Here is an 18,727-nt window from a genome sequence, read left to right on the forward strand (position 1 = left end):
GACATGGATACGCTGCCACTTACCCCTAACGACATTCCCGCCGGCTGCGCGCCAGCAGTCAGCACGACCCTGCGTGCCGCCACGGTGACCGGTCGCGCAGGACCATGGTTTTTGCTCGACAGTCACGCCGAGCGTGCCTTGCAGGCTCAAAGCTGTCTGCTCGAACCGCAAGCGGGCGATCTCGTCCTCGTCTGCGGCGCGTTGCCCGCACAGGCTGCAGCCGACGGCGTGACGGCAACGACCACGGTGCCGTATCTCCTCGCGGTGCTGACCCGTGCCCAACCCGACGCCGGCACCATGATGCTGCCGGGCGGCGCAAGGATCGAATCCGCCGACGGCGACTTGCGGCTTTGTGCCACGCGTATCGCGCTGAACGGCGAGGAGGCCGTCGATGCCAGCACGCGCGCGTTCTCGCTCGACGCGGTTTCGACAGCGGTCACGAGCCACCAGGCCAGCGCGCGCATAGCGTCGCTCGACGCGGGTATCGAACGTCTTACGCTAGTCGCGCGCCATTTTCTCTCGACCGTCGGACGTGCCATCTTCCGTGCAAACGACAGTTCGCGATGGATTGAGGGTAACGACGAATTGCGTGCGGGCACGGCTCGCTGGCGCGTAAGCGGCGACGCGCACTTGCACACTCGCCACACGACCCTCGTCTCCGACGAGATGACGCGCATCGACGGCTCGAAGATAGAACTGGGCTGAGGCCCGGCCCCAGTCGACAAGACGCGACGAGACAATCGCACAAACGGAGGTATGCCGTGTTTGCAGTAACCATAGCTGCTGGCGAGATGATCGCCGAACCCGATGTCTGCCAAGTGCCGACGCCCGCTGGACCGGTACCGACGCCGTTTCCGAATATCGCCATGCCCATGATGGGCACGCCGCCGGCCGAGACCGTGCTGATCTGCGGAGCGCCCGCACTCAATCTCGGCTCAGAGATTCCGTTGACCAATGGCGATCAGGCCGGCGTGGCAGGCGGCGTGGCCTCGGGCACGATCATGGGCCCGGCGCGCTTCACCGAGGGCAGCATGAAGGTAATGGTGGCCGGCAATCCCGCCGTTCGGCTTACTTCGCCGACGACGCAAAATCAAAGTAACGCCATCGGCGTCGTGCTGGTGCCGAGCCAGCCTACCGTGATGATCATGAGCTGACCCCACGAGCCACACCGCCTCAAGCAACCACAACAACGACCATGCGCCACACCGCCCTCGCCCTTCTCCTCACCGCCTGCGCCACGCTTCCCGCCGCGGCCCAGCAACCCGCCGACGACAGCGCCGCCATCCGGCAAGTCGTCGATACCTACTTGCAGCCGCTGCTCTCGTCGCATCAGGCGGCGGGGGCAATCGTCGGCGTGTCGCTGCACGGCAAGCGTTACTACTACGCATACGGCTCGGCCAACGACAACGGCGCGCCCTTCACGGCCGATAGCATCGTCGAGATCGGCTCGTGCACGAAAGTCTTCACGACCACGCTCTTCGCGCTCGCCATCGGCCGGCATCAGATCGCGCCGGATTCGTCGATACAGCGCTACATGCCCAACGGCGTCACGCTGCAAAGCGCCGCGCAGAACGTCACGCCGATGCAGCTCGCCGACTTCACTTCCGGCATGCCCGACAATCCGCCCGACGCACCGCGCAATCTGCGTTATCGCGGTATCGACCACTACACGTCGGCGGACTTCTTTCGCTGGGTATCGTCGTGGTCGCCGGACGGTCCCCTGCCACGTCCCTACATGTATTCGAACGCAGGCGTCGGCGTGCTCGGCGTGACGCTCGTGCAGGCAACGGGGCGCGCGTGGGCCGATCAGCTATCGACGGATATCCTGCAACCGCTTGGCATGACGAGTTCGTTCTCGGGACCAGTCGACGTGCCAGGGCGCACGGCCGAAGGGCATCTTCGAGACGGGCAGCGCGCGCCGCAATGGCCGCTCTACGCGTGGTACGCGGCAGGCGCCATGCGCTCCACCGCCGCAGACATGTTGCGCTTCGGCGAGGCCAATCTCGGACACGGTGAAATAGACGGACGTCCGGTGCCCGCCGAACTGATCTCGGCGATGCACGCGGCTCAAGCGCCGCGCTACACGTTGCCGAACGGCATCGCGCAGCAAGGCATGGCGTGGGTCACGAACAACGGCAACGGCTCGCCCGGCTTGCATCCGGAAATTCTGAAGAACGGTGGAACGGCGGGATTCAGCTCGGTGATTCTCGTGAATCCGCACAAAGACGCGGCGATTTTTATCGCGGTCAATCAGGGCGAGACGCCGCCCGCGCCAGTGGCGATTGCCATCGGGCGGCATCTGCCTTGATGCGAAGCGCCGGAGTGGCGCATCGCATCATGCGTTTTTTTTTCGGCGCTTTTACTTCGGAATACCCACGCGCTCGCACGTCGGCAAGCCGTTTTTCGGCACCTGGGTGTAGTGCATGACGTAGCCGTTCGCGAGCCCTTGCTTCGAGGCGAGCACGATCTGTCCCAACTGAGTCTTCGAGGCCAGCGTGGCCTTAGTCGGCTGCTGTTCGATGATCAGATTCTTGAGATCGGGATTCGCGCGCGCCGCGTCCTGACCGATGATCCGCCGGACATCCGACACGCTCGACCGATACCAGCCAATGAACGGGCGATACGAAGGCCCCGCATAGTGGCTATCGATGATCATCCACGGATCGAGTTTGTCGAGCGCCTCCAGCACGTTGTCGTTCTGGAGGATGGACGCGAGATCGCCGCCAAGACGCGAACCCGGCTCGCCGATATGCGCCGGATCGTAGCGCCAGGCATCCGGTCCATTGCGCAAATCGGACCACTTCTTGCCGGTCCAGGTCACGACGTGCGTGAGGCCAATGGTGCTCGTCGGCGTAAAGGGAACCATCTTGCCTTTGACGATCGGCGACGCGGTGATATAGAGCAAGTCGCCCGGCAGCAGATACTGCGACGCGGTGTCGAAGTTGCCGCTGTTGATATCGAGCAGAACGCCCGCTTGCTTCGGTCCCGCCCAATCAGGCGTGCTGGTTGCGCCCGCGGGCGTCATGCACGCTTGCGTGGTCACGCCGGTTTCGACTTCCGTACTGCCCGTGAGCCCCGCGAAGTTGTAGACCCAAGACGTGAAGTCCGAGCAATCCACGCCATGCCACATGACCTCGGCAGGCTTGTAAGCCGGCGTGTTCGTGGCGGTGACACCGCTCGCCTGGATCTGCTGCGAACCGGTAGCGCTGCGTTGACCGGTGCAGGTCATGCCGTACTTTGGCGTCTTGGCGCCGCTCGCGCTCGCGGCCGCACCCGACGTGCTGCCCGCCGACGAATTGCGGTACTTCGGATCGGTTCCGCCCGAATCGTCCGGCGGCAGCCAGCCCGGCACATGATGATGGCAATAGTTGATGTCCTGATCGACCCAGAAGTTTTCCACCGCCATCACGAGTTCGCGATAAAACGTGTCGGTGTCGGTGCATCCTGAAGGCGCCTTGATCGCGCCGTACTGAGCGGCGAGCGGCCCCCAGCTGCTGGCGGTCAGATAGGTCGCCCAATTGGTCTTGGTAAGACCGCCGGTGAGCTTTGCCTGAACGTCGTTCTGACGGCCCGCGAAGATCGCGGCGTTGTCCCTGAGCAAGGCGATGCGGTCGCCGCAAGTGGCCGCGCTGCCAATAGCCGTTTGCGCCGCGCCTGGCACGACCGGCGCGAACTGCGCCATCGACGTAATGCCCGAGCGGTTGCCCGCGCTGCCCGCATAGGTCGCGGCGCCTTGCGTGATCGTGCAGTTGCCGCCCGAGGGCGCGGCGACGGTGCCGTCATCGGCGATATCGCCCGAGCCTGCGTGACAGGACGCGAGCGTATCGCCATTGGCTGCCTGTGCGACGATGTTCTGCGTGCTGGTATCGATGGAAGAACCATCCGTCGTGCGGCTCTGCGATTCGGCGCCGAGCGCAAGACTCATCTTCGCGCCATCCGTGACCGTTCCGGTCGTGCCTGCGGTGACGAGCGTCGGTGTGGTCTGCTGGACGTCGATGTCGCCCGCGAACGCGTTCACGCGCGCGACTGCGGCGTTGATGTTGTCGGCGCTGAGGCCGCCGGCCGCGCGTGCATCGGCGACGATTGCGTTCGAATACGCCGAGACGACCATCTGCGAAGGCGCGTTGAGATACACGGCGTCGATTTCGGTGGAAAGGCTCGTGTTGGTGCCGGTCGCTTCTTCCTGATAGCTGCCCCCCGTTACGCGCACGAGGAGCGGATAGTGCAGGCTGCCCTTGAGCGCGAAGGTGCCGTCGTTGTTGGTCGTGGCAGTGGCGAGCGGCTTGTCGGAGACGGTGCCGTCGGCGGCGAGTTGATACACCGCCACCGCTGCGTTCGCAACGGGACCCATGTACACGCCACCTGAAGTGGACGGCGACGAGCTGCCGCCGCCGCATGCGGCGAGAGCAAGCGAGAGCGCGGCGCTTGCCGCGACAGTAAGAAGAACGGGCTTCACGATAACCTTGCAGAAAGGGAACTGGGCACCACGAAGACTGGCGCGTGACTGATGCCTTTACGGCATGTCACTAGCGTAGGTGAAGGCCGTCAACGGCAAATGGCCGATAAGCCTTACAAACCACGTCCATTTCCGAAGATTGAAGCGGTTAAGTGAAAGCGGTGCAAAGGGCGTTCGTCAATGGGCGAACGCCTGGGCGAGGGGTTTGACCGGTGTCTCTTGCAGAAGCTGCTGGCGACGACGCATTCACGAAGCCCCAAGAAGATACGTACTCGCACCGGTTGTGTGTGAGCAATCGACGCTTCCAAATTCCTGATGATCGACTCATCTAATCGATTGTCACATTCTGTTGTCGTGCTTTCGGAACAACTGCGCGTGTCGTAGCCTGTTCGGCTCTTCAACCCTCATGGCGTAGGAGATCGTCAGGCGTTACGGCCAGTCATCGTCCTGCGTCGCACGGAAGACTTGAATGGAAGCACAAGCCAAGCCCACCGGCGCACTCGCGCGCTGGATCACCGGGCGTCAATCGTACTTTCTCAAAGTCGGCGGCGCGCCCGAGACGGATAACTTATCCATTTTCTCAGTCCATGCCGTCGAGCGGCTCGGCGAGCCCTACCGCATTACGCTCGAACTCACCGCCAAGACCGAACTCGCGCGCGCGGACTATCTCGGCAAGCGCGCCAAGTTCACGATCGAGCCGCCCGCCGATAGCGGCGAGCCGCGCATCTTCGACGGCTGTGTAACGCGCTTTACGCGGACCCGCAAGACTCGCGATTTCACTGCTTACCGCCTCATTGTCGAATCGACGCTGGCGCGTCTGAATCTCACCCAGGCGACGCGCATCTATCAGGACATGTCCGCGCCCGAGATCGTCATTGCAATACTCGAGCGTCACCAGTTTCTGCCGCACCAATACTCGCTCAAGCTGCGCAAGTCGTTCCCCAAGCTCGCGTTTCACATGCAGTATCAGATGTCCGACTGGGCATTCCTGCATCTGGTCATGCAGCAGGCCGGACTGTTTTGCTACACGCGCACCAGCAAGTTTGGCGAGGTGGTGCAGTTTGCCGATGACGTGGATGGCTACGTTTATCGCCCAGACGTCACTGTCCCTTACCGTGAGATCTCGGGGCTTCTGTCGGCTCAAGAGGCGATCTATCAGCTCGAGGCGCATAGCCAGCAGATACCGGCATCGGTACGGGTCGCGAATTACAACCCCGCGCTCGCGTGGGAACGGCTCGCCGCCGATATCAACCTCGCGCTCGGCGATCAGACCACTTACGGCGAAACCTATACCTACGGCACTCACCACCTCGATGCGGCAAGCGCACAGTGGGAAGCGCGTTTGCGCCATGAGGCGGCGCTCTCGCAGCAAATCAGGTTCGACGGCAAAAGCACCAATCACGACCTGCATGCCGGGCTCGTGGTGCGGGTTGACGAGACGTTGCCGGACGCGCCGCATGGCTTGCTGATGACCGAGGTCATTCACGAAGCAAGCCGCGAGCGGGATTACTTCAACTCGTTCAAGGCGATTCCGTGCGACCGGCCTTACCGTCTACCGCTTGACGAAGCGAACTGGCCCAAGATCGCCGGCACGCTCTCGGCGCGCATTACCACGCGCAGTGAAACCGAGTACGCCCAGCCCAATGCGCAAGGCCATTACACGGTGCGCTTTGACTTCGACTTCGATGACTGGCCGCAAGGTGGCGAAAGCGTACCGCTACGCTTGGCCAAGCCGTTCGCCGGGGCGAACCAGACGGGCTTTCACTTTCCGCTGTTGCGCGAGACGGAGGCCGGTGTCGCCTTTATCGGAGGCGACCCCCGGTTCCCCTACATCGCCCATGTCCATCATCACAGTCAGGCAACCGACCTCGTGATCGGGCGCGACGGCTGGGACACGCGCAACGTCATGCGCACAAGCAGCAATAACAAGCTCAGGCTGGAAGACGAACGCGGCAAGGAAGGCATCAAGCTCTCGACCGAGTACGGCGGCAAGACCCAGTTGAACATGGGCTATCTGGTCGATTCCGAGAGAAAGAAGCGCGGCGAAGGATTCGAACTGCGCTCGGACGATTGGGGTTCGTTGCGCGGCGGCAAGGGTCTGTTCCTGAGCGCTGACAAACAGCCGCGTGCAGGCGCTCAGGCGCTCGATATGTCGGCCGCGCTCGCGCAATTGCAGTCAGCACAAGCGCGCATGCAAAGTCTTTCCGAAGCGGTCAAGAAGGCACAAGCCGTGGTCGCCGACTGCGAGGCACAGAAGACGCTTCTTGAAACGCAACTCAAGGACTTGCAGCAGGCGGTCCTGCTGGCGTCGGCTCCGCATGGTGTGGCGCTCACGAGCGGCGAGCACATGCAGTTCTCGGCGGCCGGGCATTTGTTCACCACCACGGGCGGTAATGCAGACGCGGCGATCGGCGGCAATTACACGGTCGCGGCGGGCCATGCGGTGTCGCTCTTCGCGAACACGCAGGGCGTCAAAGTCACCGCCGCGGAAGGCAAGGTGGACGTACAGGCGCAAGGCGATGCACTCAATCTCGCCGCGCTCAAGGGCGTGACGATCGCAAGCACCGAGGACGCCATCACGCTCACCGCCAAGACCGCACTGACGCTCTACTGCGGTGGCTCATACGTCAAGCTGACCAATACGGGCGTGGAGATAGGCAGCCCCCACGACATCCTGCTGAAGGGGCCGATGCGTATCGGCAAGTCGGCAACCAAACAGAACGCGTTGCCGTTGATGCCCAAGCAGGAGCCGGTCGGCATGCAGTTATGGCACGCCTACCCCAACGGCCAGCCAGTGAAGAACGCATGGTATCGGATTGGCTTCCCGGACGGCTCGTCGCGCACAGGAAAGCTCGATGAAAACGGGCGTGGGATGCTGACTGACGTCCCGCGCGGGGGCGGTCATATCCAGTACTTCGAGGATGGTTACGGCTTGCAAAGCGACAAGCGCAAGTGGGCGCAGCCGAAGAACGCGCCGCAAACACCAACGGACCCGAGCACGCCTGGTGAGACCGAAGCCGCACCGCCAAGCTTGACGGGCGCGGCCATGGCGAGCGCCGCGCAGGCGCTCACTCAGGCAGCAGCTCCGCCAGCGCTTCAAGCGCTCGCCTCGCAGGTGCCCGCCTTGGCGCGTGCCGCCGTCTCGGGCGGCGCAAGCGCGGCGGCGCAGACGGCCGTTCGCACCGCGGCGAGTTCGGCAGAGCACGCGCCGATGCCGAGTCTTGCCAAGTCGCTGACTTCGACCTGACCCGCCGCCCAACCTCATAGTCAACACAACAACAACGAACAGAAACATGGCAGCAACGGACACACCCGCAGCACCCGCCCCGCATCAAATACCGCAAGGCATTAAACAGAACGCTGAAGAACGGCGGCGCATCAGTTACGACATCACGCCCGCGAATCCCGCGCCGAAGACGACGCCGAACCTGACGCAGTTGGGCATCGAATCGGTCGAGAATCACAGCCACGAGATATTCGTTCAGTGCCTCTACATGTTGCCGGTGGTCGGCAACGCGATGTCGCTGTACGACGTCGGGACCGACATCTATGGCATTTGCAGCAGCGCCGAGAAGGCCAGTAGCCTGACGAGCTGGGGCATTCTCGCCATTGACGCTATCGGCGTGATTCCGGCGGCGGGCAATGCCAGCCGGCCGATGCGCGCGGTCGTCAAGGAAGTCCTCCTTGCCTTTGCCAAGGGCGCGGCGGCCTCCGTGCTGGTTGACCTGTTCTGGGCGACGGCGGGCGGCGACGCGGTCGCGTTCATGGAGAAACTCGATCAGAAGCTCACGCAGTGGCGCGAAGAAATCTCGCGCGGCATCTCCGACGCATCGCGCATGGTGCGCCGCTTTGTCGAGAATCCGGTCTCGGCGGCTGAACAAATGGGCCGCATCAAGCACAACGAGGGCTTTTTGTCGTGGGTCCCGTCCGGGGAGACGATCGCGCTGCACGGCATCGATCAGTTGCTGAAGGTATCCGGCCAGCGCACGACCATTCTTAAGTGGCTCGATGAGTTCGACCGCAATCGCGACGCCATGCTCAGGCGCGCGTTCGGCGATGCGGCGACGGCGGGTTCGTTGATCTTCATGGCCGCGCAGATTGTCGAGGAGATCAAGTTCCGCAAGGCACGCAGCACGCCCTCGCATGTCGCGCACGCCGCCCCCGGCACGATGCACGAACCGCACGTCAAGCCCGGCACGCATACCGAGCACACGCAGAAAGGAGCGAAGGCGAGCGACGTGCCCGCTAAGGACGGCTGCGGCTGCCCCGTTACCAAGACCGGCAAACCCGTCGACCTCGTGATGGGTGACGAGAACCTCGAACAAACCGACTTTGCGCTCGACGGCGTCGCGCCGATCGTGTGGACGCGGCGCTATCGGTCAAGCCTTGCCGCTTACGATGACAGCGCGCTCGGCGCACGCTGGACGAGTCCGTATCACCTCTCGCTCGAACAGCGCGACGGCGTGCTTACGTTCTTCGACCCGGACGCGCGCGCCGTGCCCTTGCCGAAAGTTGCGATCGGCGATTCGGTCGAGGTGCCGACGGAACAGTTGACGGTGAGCCGTCCAGATGCGCGCAGCGTGGAGCTTGCCTATGCGGACGGATCGCGCGAACGTTACGAACAGAGCCGCACCCTTGCCGGTTCACGTTATCGGCTTATCTCTCGCATAGGCCGCGATGGCCTCGGTCTGACCTTGTCCTACAACTCTAAGGACGAACTGACGGGCATGACGGACGGCGCGGAGAACACGATCCGCATCGACTACGAGAACGGGCGCGTCGCGGTTATCTACCGGATCGGGTTGCTTGGGAGCGCGGACGAAGCAATCGCCCGCTATGCCTATAGTCCCGAGGGCGACCTGACCGAGCACCGCGACGTGCTCGGCTACGCGCGCAAGTACGTCTATCAGCATCACCTGCTCACGCGCTATACCGACTTCAACGGCAACCCGGCCAACCTCGAATGGGACGCCCGTGGCGCAGACGCGCACACGTCCGCGCAAGCACGCTGCGTGCGCACATGGATTGCCAAGGACGAGGTGATCGACCGGGAGATAAATATCCATGAGCTCGCGCCGAAGCAAGACACGCGTTTCGAGTACCACCGCGAGCACTGGTACACCAAGGTCACGGACGGCGAGGGCAACAGCACGATTCACCGCTACGACCAACATAACCGTATCGTGCTGGTCGAGCATCCCGATGGCACGAGTGAATCGTTTAACTGGAGCGAGAACAACCAGCTCGTCAGCATGAAGAACGCGCTGGGGCAAATTCAGCGCTTCGAGTATGACGGTCAGGGGCGCGTCACGGCCGTGACCGACGCGCTCTCGATGACCACGCGCACCGAGTACAACGCCGCTGGTCTGCCGGTCAAAGTAACCGACGCCATCGGCGACGTGACGACGACCGATTATGACGCGCTCGGGCGGCCCGTGTCCGTCACCGATCCGGCCGGCCGCACCACGCAATACGCTTGGAACAGCAAGGGGCGCCTGACCGCGCTGACCGACCCCAAGGGCGGCGTGAAGCAGTTCAGCTATGACGCTGCGGGACGGCTGACCCAAGCGACGGACTGTTCGAACAACGCGACGCATTACGGCTACGACGAACGCGGCTATCTCTCACACATAACCGACGCCGAAGGCCATGAAACCCGCTACCGGCGTGACGCGCGCGGGCAGATCAAGACCATCACACGCGCCGATGGTGTCGAGGAACAGTTTCGCTGGGACGGCAACGGCAACCTCGTTGCTTACCGCGATGGCGCGGGCGTTGAAACGCTGTATTGGTACGACGCGCTAAATCAGTTGAGCGTGCGCCAAACCGACGTGAAAGGCGACGATTGGGGCCGCGTCGCGTACCGCTACGACAAGCAGGGGCGGCTAACCACGCTGAACAACGAGAACCACGAATCTACCGAGTTTCGTTATGACGCGCTCGGTCAGGTCATCGAGCAGACGGGGTTCGACGGGCGCAGCGTCGCCTATGCGTGGGACGATGCCGGGCGGCTGGTGGCATCGACTGAAGCCGGCGTCGAGACGCGCTACGAGCGCGACCCGATCGGACGGCTCACCGCGCGCACGATCGGCAAGCAAGCGACCGAGAGTTTTTACTACGACGCGCGCGGGCGGCTCGCGACCGCCACGGCCGCTGGCAGCACGACCCGCCTGCACTACGACGATGCGGACAACCTGATCGCCGAAGAGCAGCACGTTCGCCCGTATTACCGGGGCCAGTATTCGACCGTCACGCGCCACCAATACGACGTGCTCGGCAATCGCACGAAGACCATCCTGCCGAATACACGCTCCATCGACTGGCTGCGTTATGGCTCGGGCCACGTCCATGGCGTCATGCTCGACGGCAAGCCGCTGATGGATTTCGAGCGCGACAAGCTGCATCGGGAAATCAAGCGCACGCACCGCAGCTTCACGCAGGCGCGCCAGTACGATCCGGTCGGACGGCTCGCACAGATGTCGGTGCGTCATGTGAGTTCGGTGAATTTGCTCGATGTGCTGGCCGAGCGCACCTATGGGTACAGCACGGCGGGCAACCTGACGCGCATCGAGGACCATGTGCGCGGGGTGACCGATTACACCTACGATCCGGTAGGCCGGCTGCTCAAGTCGGCGACGCCCGACCTGACCGAAATCTTTGCGTTCGATCCGGCGGGCAATCCGGTCGATGCCGACAAGGTTCCACCGCGCCCAGCGATCAAGACGGCCGAGGCGCGTGCCGCGCGCCATGCCCGGGAGGATGAAGAAGACGCGGCATTGACACGCGCCGGCCGAAGCGTGCCAATGCGCTGGCGCAGCTCGGAGGACACGAGCAACTTCGGGGCGTGGTGGAGGTCGCTGCCCAAGTGCATCGGCAACGTACTAAGGGAATTAGACTCGACGAGCTACGACTACGACGAGCGCGGCAATCTGATCACGAAATCGGGCGGCGCTCACGCGCCGTGGCGATACCGATATGACGAACAGAACCGGCTAATAGAGGCCAGCCGCTATGCGCGACCGCCCGCGCCGTGGGAACGCAGCCACCATGCGCCACGGGACGACAGCCCGCTCAAGCCCGAACTCGTGGTTCGGTTCTCCTACGACGCGTTTGGCCGGCGCATTGCCAAGGACGTCCAGCGCGCAAGCGGCCCCGCCGAACTGACGGTCTTCACGTGGGATGGCGACGCGCTCCTGATGGAAGAGCGCTTCGAGGCGTTGCCGCGTGAACGCGGCTTCGAGCGCAGATCGGAGAATGCGCGGTACGCGATGGTGCGTGAGGATGCGCAGGACGCGTACTCGCTACCGGTCGCGCAGCGCATGCACACGCTCGACGCGGAGTACCAGTGGACGCGCGCCTCGCTCTATCTGCATGAGCCGGGGACGTTCGTGCCGCTGGCGCGGCTCGATGAGAAACTGGTTGAACCGGCGTTCCTCGCCACCGGCACGGACGGGCGTTTTGTGCAGGTGCCCGCGAAGTCGAAGCATGCGACGGTGTTCTATCAGAACGATCATCTGGGTACGCCGCAGGAGTTGCTCGATGAGTCTGGCAAGGTGGTTTGGCTTGCGCGCTATAAGGCGTGGGGCGGGCGAAAGGACGCGCCCTATGGTAAGGAAGACCCGGCTGAGACGGATAACGCGATCCGGTTTCAGGGGCAATATGTCGATGAAGAGACGGGGCTGCACTACAATCGAATCCGATCATTCAAGGCTCGGACATGCTAACCGACACCAACGGCAAACACGTTGCGCTGGATGGCCATCTCACAGCGTGCGGTAGTCGAATAATTGCCTTGGGCGATCATGGCTCGATTGATTGACTAGCTCTGATCGTGAGATCACGCGCTCGGGCAGGTACGAGCAGACCGGATTTTACGTGCGCAACATCAACTATTTCTGCGGGACGATGCCGGCCGGCTGGCGGCATCAACGGAAGCTGGTGTCGAGACACGCTACGAGCGCGACCCAAAGGAACGCTCAGTGCTCGCAAGGTCGGCAAGCAGGCCCCAGAAGATTGCCACTACGACTCACGACTGCCAAAACTGCTGGAAGCCGATAAGTCTGCATCCACGACCGAGAGACCCGAGCGACTTCATGGCACCGAGTAGCCATTCTTCACGCTCATGCTAAACGGCGGAATCACTTCGAACGTATTAATTGCGATCGGGGCAAGATAACCGATTCGCCGGATCTGCCCAAACCACCGCCTGAACTGCCAAACAAAGCCCTAAATCACCTTCCCCGGATTGAGAATCCCATCCGGATCGAGCGCCGCCTTGATCGCGCGCATGGCTTCGAGATCGGTCTCGCGACGGCTCTGCGGCAAGAAGTGCCGCTTCTTCACGCCGATTCCATGCTCGGCCGAAATCGATCCCGCGAACTCGCGCGTCACGTCGTAGATCACACTGTCGATCTCGTCGTGATCGTGCTTGCCCATGCCCGGCACGTCCACGACGATATGAATGTTGCCATCGCCAAGATGCCCATACGTCAGGACGAGCGCTTGCGGCCAGCGTTCGCGAAGACGCGCCTCGCACTTTTGCGCGGCATCGCCCACTTGCGCGATCGAAAAGCTCACGTCGTACGCCGCGTGATTCGGAATGAAGCGCTGATACTCGCCGGGCGCATCGCGAATCGACCAGAAGTCGCGCGCGTGCGCTTCCGACGACGCAATCGCGGCGTCCGTCACCACGCCGTCTTCCAGCATCGCGCCGAGAAACTCTTCGAAGGCATCGCCGTGACGGACCGGATCGGTGCCGACGCTCTCCAACAGCACGTAGAACGGATGCGCATCCGCGAGCGGCGCGCGCAGGTTCTTGAGGTTGCCGATAACAGCATCGTGATAACCCGCCCACATCACTTCGAACGCGGATACCCCCGCGGCCAGCCCCGCCTGCGCACGCGTCAGCAGCGTGGTCACCGCGCGAAAGTCCGGCAAGCCGCACCACGCGGTGGCGGTCGCCGTTGGCTTCGGCCGCAATCGCAGCACGACACGTGTGATGATCGCGAGCGTGCCTTCGCTGCCGATCAACAAATGCCGCAAGTCATAGCCGCTGTTGTTCTTGATCATCTTGTTCAAGTCGCCGATGACCTTGCCGCTCGCCAGCACTGCTTCGACGCCGAGTACCTGATCTCGCATCATCCCGTACTTGATGACGCGGTTGCCGCCCGCGTTGGTGGCAAGATTGCCGCCAATGGAACAACTGCCGCGAGCACCGAGATCCAGGGGAAAGTAAAAGCCCGCCGCGCTCGCCGCTTCCTGCACCACTTGCAACGGCGTGCCCGCTTCCACGGTCATGGTCGCGGAGACTTCATCGATCTCGAGGATGCGGTTCATGCGGTCGAGACTGAGCACGACTTCGTCCGTCAGCACGTTCGCGCCGCCCACGAGCCCGGTGAGCCCGCCTTGCGTGACGACCGCCTGCTTGTATTTCGTGCAGAGAGCGAGCGCCTTGGCGGCTTCCTCCGTGTTGCGCGGCCGGACGATGGCCGAAGGCGTCGCGCCCGGCAACCCGCTCCAGTCCACGACGCGCCGGTCGCCGAACTCTTCGGGCAACGCGACGACTTCCGCGCCAAGGGTTTCGCGCAAGGCGCTCACTGCTTCGCGTGCGGTCATTTGATGCTCGTCTCCATGCTGTTTTTGCGGATCACCAGACAGTGTAGCCACCGTCCATGACGAGGTCCGAACCGGTCACGAAGGCGCTCGCGCGCGAAGCGAGGAACACCACGCCGGGCGCGATTTCATCGGGCGTCGCCATGCGGGCGAGCGGCGTGCCGTCGATCCACACCTTGCGCCACGTTTCGTTTTCGAAACCGCGTTTCGTGAGTTCGGTGCCGACATATCCCGGCGATATCGAATTGACGCGCACGCCATCCGCGGCCCATTCCGCCGCGAGCGAGCGCGTCAAATGAATCACGCCCGCCTTCGATGCGTTGTACGACGCCTGCGGCTGCGGCTTGTTGGCGATCGACCCGCTCATGCTCGCGATGTTCACAATGCGCCCGGACTTCTGCCGCGTCATGTGCCGCGCGGCGCTTCGGCAGCAATAGAACACGCCGTCGAGGTTGACCGCGAGCACCGCGCGCCAGGCGGTATCGTCGGTTTCGAGCGCGGAGGCGTTCTTTACGATGCCCGCGTTGTTCACGAGCACGTCGAGCTTGCCGTGACGCGCGACGACGGTATCGAAGGCTTGATCGACAGACGATGAATCCGTCACGTCCAGTGCGACGAACGTGCCGCCGATTTCCTGCGCGGCCTTTCGTCCGAGCGCTTCATCGCGATCCGCGACGACGACCGTCGCGCCCGCGCTCTTCAAGCCTGTCGCAATCGCGAAGCCGATGCCTTGCGCCGCGCCCGTCACCACGCAGACATCGCCATCCAGACGGAAGGCATCCAGTGTCGAACTCATGTGCGCGCTCCTTCGAAGACGACGATATCCGCCGTGCCATCCGCGTGACCGACGATCATCTCGCTTGCAATGCCAGTGAAGAGGCCGTGTTCGACCACGCCCGGAATGGCGTTGAAGCGCGGCGACAGCGCGAGCGGCTCGGGAATGGCTTCGAGATGACAGTCGAGAATCCAGTTGCCGCTGTCGGTGACGACGAGTTCGCCGTTCTTCACGCGCCGCTCGATACGGACGCTTTCGTCGAAGCCCGCCGAGACGAACAGATCGCGCAGCAAACGCTCCGTGCTCTGCCAGCCGAACTGGATGATCTCGATAGGCAAGGGAAAGCGCCCGAGCGTATCGAAGACTTTCTTATCGTCGACGACAGCGACCATCTTGCGCGATGCCGCCGCCACGATCTTTTCCCACAGAAGACACGCGCCGCCGCCCTTGATCATGCTGCCCTGATGATCGATCTCGTCCGCGCCGTCGATAGTCACGTCGAGCCGGTCGATCTGCCCTAGATCGGTCAACGGCACACCGAGTTCGAGCGCAAGCTCACGCGTGGCGTTCGACGTCGGCACGCCGACGATATCCAGCCCGTCCTTCACGCGCGGCGCGAGCGCACGCACGAACCAGTGCGAGGTCGTGCCCGAACCGAGACCCACCTTCATGCCCGGCTTCAGATAGTGATCGACCGCCTTGTTGCCAGACACGAGTTTCGCTTCGTCCTGTTTCGATGCGGGTTTGAGCTGGGCATAGCCCGGTTCGATATACGTAGCCAATTGCGTCTCCGTTGACTTGCTTAGTCCATGAATTTGTCGGTGAACCACGGGTCGAGCGCGGCGAGATTGTCGGGCAACTCGCGGCCTTGAGCGAGGCCGAGCATCGCCACGAGCATGTTCACCACGAGCAGATGGTTGATCCGCGCCGTGAGCGGCGTGTACAGCTCGGTGTTCTCATAGGCGGGCACGGCAATGGTCAGATCGCACGTCTGCGCGAGCCGCGAGCCGGGCGCGCAAATGGCGATGGTGATTGCACCCTTGCCCTTGGCCATGGCGGCGGCCATCACGAGCGACTTGGTCGAGCCGGAATGCGAGAAGAACACGGCCACTTCGTCGTTGCGCAAGGTTGGCGCGAGCAGCAACTGACGCTGGCTTTCGAGCACTACGCGGCAATGCAGCCCCAAGCGAAAGAACTTGTGCTCGGCATCGAAGGCAATGGTTTCGGAGATGCCGAGGCCGAACAGAAAGATGCCCTTCGCCTCGATCAGATACTTGGCCGCGCGCTCGATGGCGCTCGCATCGACATCCTTGGCGAAGCGCTGAATGGCGTGCAGCGAGTTGTTGATGATCTTGTTGCAGACGTTCTCGGGCGCGTCGGCGTTGGTGATCGCTTCGTAATCGAAGGGCGCTTGCGGAATCAGACCCTGGCCCAGACGCACCTTGAAGTCCTGATAGTCCGCGCACTCGAAGCGCCGGAAAAAGCGCACCACGGTCGGGTCGCTCGTCTGCGCCGCTTCGGACAACTCGGCCATGCTCATCTTGAGCGCGGCTTCGGGCGCGCCCAGCAAGACATCGGCGATACGCAAGGTCGCGCCCGTCAGCGCAGGGTGTTCGAGCGCAATGCGCCGCAACAGGTCGTTTCTCATCAGGCTCCCGGCAGGCGCGACGCATTGAGCGCGGCGCACCTTGTTACTAGATCGGCGAACGAGTCGAGCCGGGCATCCTCGGCAACGGGAACGTCGGGTCCCGTGCCCCAGTTGACGATCAGGCAACGCACCTGCGCACGTTCGGCGCATTCGGCGTCGATGCGCGTATCGCCGATATAGAGCGCATGCTCGGGCGCGACGTCGAGCGCTTCGAGCGTCGCGAGCAGATGCCGGGGATGCGGCTTTCTCTGTGCAAGCATATCGCCTCCGATCACCGAGCTGAAGTACTGCTCGATGCCGAAATGCGCGAGCACCGCCTGCGCCAGATGCTGTGCCTTGTTCGTGCATACGCCGAGCTTGATGCCCGCCGCATGCAGCGCGGGAATCGCGGTGAGCGCGTCGGCGTACACGGTCGCTTCGCCAACCGGGTGCTGCTTGTAAATGGACAAATACGCTTCGACGTCGGCGCTCACGCGATCATGATCGAGCGTGAGACCCAAGCCCTTGTACAACTTGTCGATCAGCCCGAACGAGCCTTCGCCGATGTACTGCGCCACGAAGCTCACCGTCTGCGGCGGCAGGCCATGCGTCGCGAGCAGACGATTCACCGCGTTGGCGATATCGGGCGCCGTGTCGACGAGCGTGCCATCGAGGTCGAACACGATGGCACCGACAGGAACTTCCGCGAGATTGACGGTCATCGGTTGGTGCTCTCCGAGTAGGCGGGTTCGGCTGCGATACGCTCATAGACCGGGCGCAACGTGTCGTACAGCGTGCGGAAGGTTTCGAAACGTGCGTCGTAGAGCGGCCCGAGCCGCGCGTCGGGACTGATGCGCTCCGTCACGCGCAAGGTGCTGACGGCTTCGTCGAGCGTGGTCCACCAGCCCGCGCCCACGCCGGCCGCGAGCACCGCGCCGTATGCGCCGCCTTCCGACGCGCCCGTGACGGTGGTGACTTCGCGTTGCAGCACGTCGGCAAGCAGGCGCAGCCAGAAGGGTTCGGCGGTCGCGCCACCGGACACCCGCACTTCGTCGCAGGCGAGGCCTGCGCTTGACCCCAGCGCCGCGATGGCGCGAATGTTCAACAACACGCCTTCCATGACGCTGCGCACGAGGTGCGAGGCGTCGTGCATCGAGGTGAGGCCGATCCACGCGGCACGGCCGTCGGCGGCAACGTGCGGACAGCGTTCGCCGAGCAGATAAGGCAGGAACAGCAAGCCGTCCGATCCGGGCGCGGCGGCTTTGGCGAGATCGGTCATCTCCGAGAACGACAGCGCGGGCGTCATGCGTCTTAGCGCACCGCGCAGCCATTCGAACGCGCCGCCCGCCGACAGCGTCACGCCCATCACATGCCAGCGGCCCGGCGCGTTGCCGCACGAAATCTGCAACTGGCCTGTCGCCACCGGGCACTCCCGCATGCCGCCCGCGACGATACCCGCCGTGCCGATGGTCACGCCGAGCGGTCCGGTATCGATCGCGCCCATCGACGTGGTCTGGATCACCGAATCGCCGCCGCCGCCGAAGACGGGTGTATCGGCGGACAGGCCCCACGCTTGCGCAAGCTCAAGCCGCAAGACGCCCGCGCGTTCGGTCGATTCCACGACCTCCGGCACGAGGCTCCCGGGCAGGTCGAGCAGCGAGAGCAGCGCTTGCGACCAGGCGCGGCGCTTTACATCGAAGAGGCCGGTACCGGATGCATCGGAAACATCGGTGATATGTTCGCCCGTCAGACGCAGGCGCAGATAATCCTTCGGGTTCAGCATGCGCCTCATGCGCGCGAAGAGTTCGGGCTCGTGCTCGCGCATCCACAAGAGCTTGCCCGCAGTGAAACCCGGCAGCATGCGGTTCTGAACCATCGCAAGCAAGCCGTCGAGACCGCCCGCGCGCGCGGTGATCTCATCGCAATGGGGCGCCGCGCGTTGGTCGCACCAGAGAATCGCGGGGCGCAGGACGTGGTCGGCTTCGTCGAGCGCGGCGAGACCATGCATCTGACCCGACAGGCCGATACCCGCCACCGCACGGCGATCCGGCAGCGCGGCGAGCACTTCGGCCAGCGCGCTTTGCGTGGCCTGCCACCAGTGCTCCGGGTCCTGTTCCGCCCAGCCCGGACGCGGCGAGACGAGCGGATAAGACGCGAGCGCCTTCGCCGCCACGCGCCCATTGCCATCCACCGCGATGACCTTGCACGCGGACGTCCCCACGTCGATGCCGAGAAGATAGCGTTCCATCGTCGCTCT

At 63.6% G+C, this 18,727-nt stretch carries 13 protein-coding genes; 6 read left to right on the top strand and 7 right to left on the bottom strand.

What is annotated here, in order from left to right:
• The first annotated feature begins 3 nt into the window (after positions 1–3).
• Genes ACYQ47_RS13405 through ACYQ47_RS13415 form a run of 3 tightly spaced genes read left to right on the top strand, consistent with a single transcriptional unit; the run spans position 4 to position 2,308 of the window.
• Complete coding sequence (locus ACYQ47_RS13405; protein ID WP_459905663.1) at positions 4–705, top strand: DUF3540 domain-containing protein; 702 nt, start codon at positions 4–6, stop codon at positions 703–705.
• 56 nt (positions 706–761) lie between these two features.
• Entirely contained in the window at positions 762–1,154 is a 393-nt protein-coding gene (locus tag ACYQ47_RS13410) for a DUF4150 domain-containing protein (RefSeq protein ID WP_244831876.1), read from the top strand.
• Positions 1,155–1,195: 41 nt separating this feature from the next.
• A complete protein-coding gene (locus tag ACYQ47_RS13415) occupies positions 1,196–2,308 on the top strand; it encodes a serine hydrolase domain-containing protein (RefSeq protein WP_309846353.1) in 1,113 nt (370 codons plus the stop codon).
• A gap of 51 nt (positions 2,309–2,359) precedes the next feature.
• Here the strand turns inward: ACYQ47_RS13415 and ACYQ47_RS13420 are convergent, their stop codons facing one another.
• Positions 2,360–4,351 (bottom strand): hypothetical protein, encoded by a 1,992-nt coding sequence (locus ACYQ47_RS13420; RefSeq protein ID WP_459905924.1) that lies wholly within the window; start codon positions 4,349–4,351, stop codon positions 2,360–2,362.
• A 574-nt stretch (positions 4,352–4,925) separates the two neighbouring features.
• On the opposite strand from ACYQ47_RS13420, the gene ACYQ47_RS13425 reads away from it, so the two are divergent.
• Genes ACYQ47_RS13425 through ACYQ47_RS13435 form a run of 3 tightly spaced genes read left to right on the top strand, consistent with a single transcriptional unit; the run spans position 4,926 to position 12,275 of the window.
• Positions 4,926–7,703 (top strand): type VI secretion system Vgr family protein, encoded by a 2,778-nt coding sequence (locus ACYQ47_RS13425; RefSeq protein ID WP_459905665.1) that lies wholly within the window; start codon positions 4,926–4,928, stop codon positions 7,701–7,703.
• Between the two features lie 46 nt (positions 7,704–7,749).
• A complete protein-coding gene (locus tag ACYQ47_RS13430; RefSeq protein WP_459905666.1) occupies positions 7,750–12,180 on the top strand; it encodes a DUF6531 domain-containing protein in 4,431 nt (1,476 codons plus the stop codon).
• Positions 12,174–12,275 carry a hypothetical protein gene (locus tag ACYQ47_RS13435; protein ID WP_459905667.1) on the top strand — a complete coding sequence of 34 codons (102 nt, stop codon included), beginning with the start codon at positions 12,174–12,176 and terminating at the stop codon, positions 12,273–12,275. Before ACYQ47_RS13430 ends, ACYQ47_RS13435 begins: the two co-directional genes overlap by 7 nt.
• 407 nt (positions 12,276–12,682) lie before the next feature.
• On the opposite strand, the gene ACYQ47_RS13440 is transcribed toward ACYQ47_RS13435, so the two are convergent.
• The 6 genes from ACYQ47_RS13440 to xylB are packed head-to-tail and all read right to left on the bottom strand — an operon-like array spanning position 12,683 to position 18,718.
• A complete protein-coding gene (locus ACYQ47_RS13440; RefSeq protein ID WP_250468130.1) occupies positions 12,683–14,071 on the bottom strand; it encodes an FAD-binding oxidoreductase in 1,389 nt (462 codons plus the stop codon).
• 31 nt (positions 14,072–14,102) lie between these two features.
• Complete coding sequence (locus tag ACYQ47_RS13445; protein WP_459905668.1) at positions 14,103–14,864, bottom strand: SDR family NAD(P)-dependent oxidoreductase; 762 nt, start codon at positions 14,862–14,864, stop codon at positions 14,103–14,105.
• A complete protein-coding gene (gene rpiA, locus ACYQ47_RS13450; protein ID WP_244831883.1) occupies positions 14,861–15,625 on the bottom strand; it encodes a ribose-5-phosphate isomerase RpiA in 765 nt (254 codons plus the stop codon). Before rpiA ends, ACYQ47_RS13445 begins: the two co-directional genes overlap by 4 nt.
• Positions 15,626–15,645: 20 nt before the next feature.
• Positions 15,646–16,491 carry a MurR/RpiR family transcriptional regulator gene (locus ACYQ47_RS13455; RefSeq protein ID WP_244831884.1) on the bottom strand — a complete coding sequence of 282 codons (846 nt, stop codon included), beginning with the start codon at positions 16,489–16,491 and terminating at the stop codon, positions 15,646–15,648.
• Positions 16,491–17,192, bottom strand: a complete 702-nt coding sequence (locus ACYQ47_RS13460) for an HAD-IA family hydrolase (RefSeq protein WP_459905669.1) — start codon at positions 17,190–17,192, stop codon at positions 16,491–16,493. The genes ACYQ47_RS13455 and ACYQ47_RS13460 overlap by 1 nt, the downstream gene beginning before the upstream one ends.
• Complete coding sequence (gene xylB, locus ACYQ47_RS13465) at positions 17,189–18,718, bottom strand: xylulokinase (protein ID WP_459905670.1); 1,530 nt, start codon at positions 18,716–18,718, stop codon at positions 17,189–17,191. The genes ACYQ47_RS13460 and xylB overlap by 4 nt, the downstream gene beginning before the upstream one ends.
• Between the last annotated feature and the right edge of the window lie 9 nt (positions 18,719–18,727).

The organism is Caballeronia sp. HLA56, from assembly GCF_054655155.1.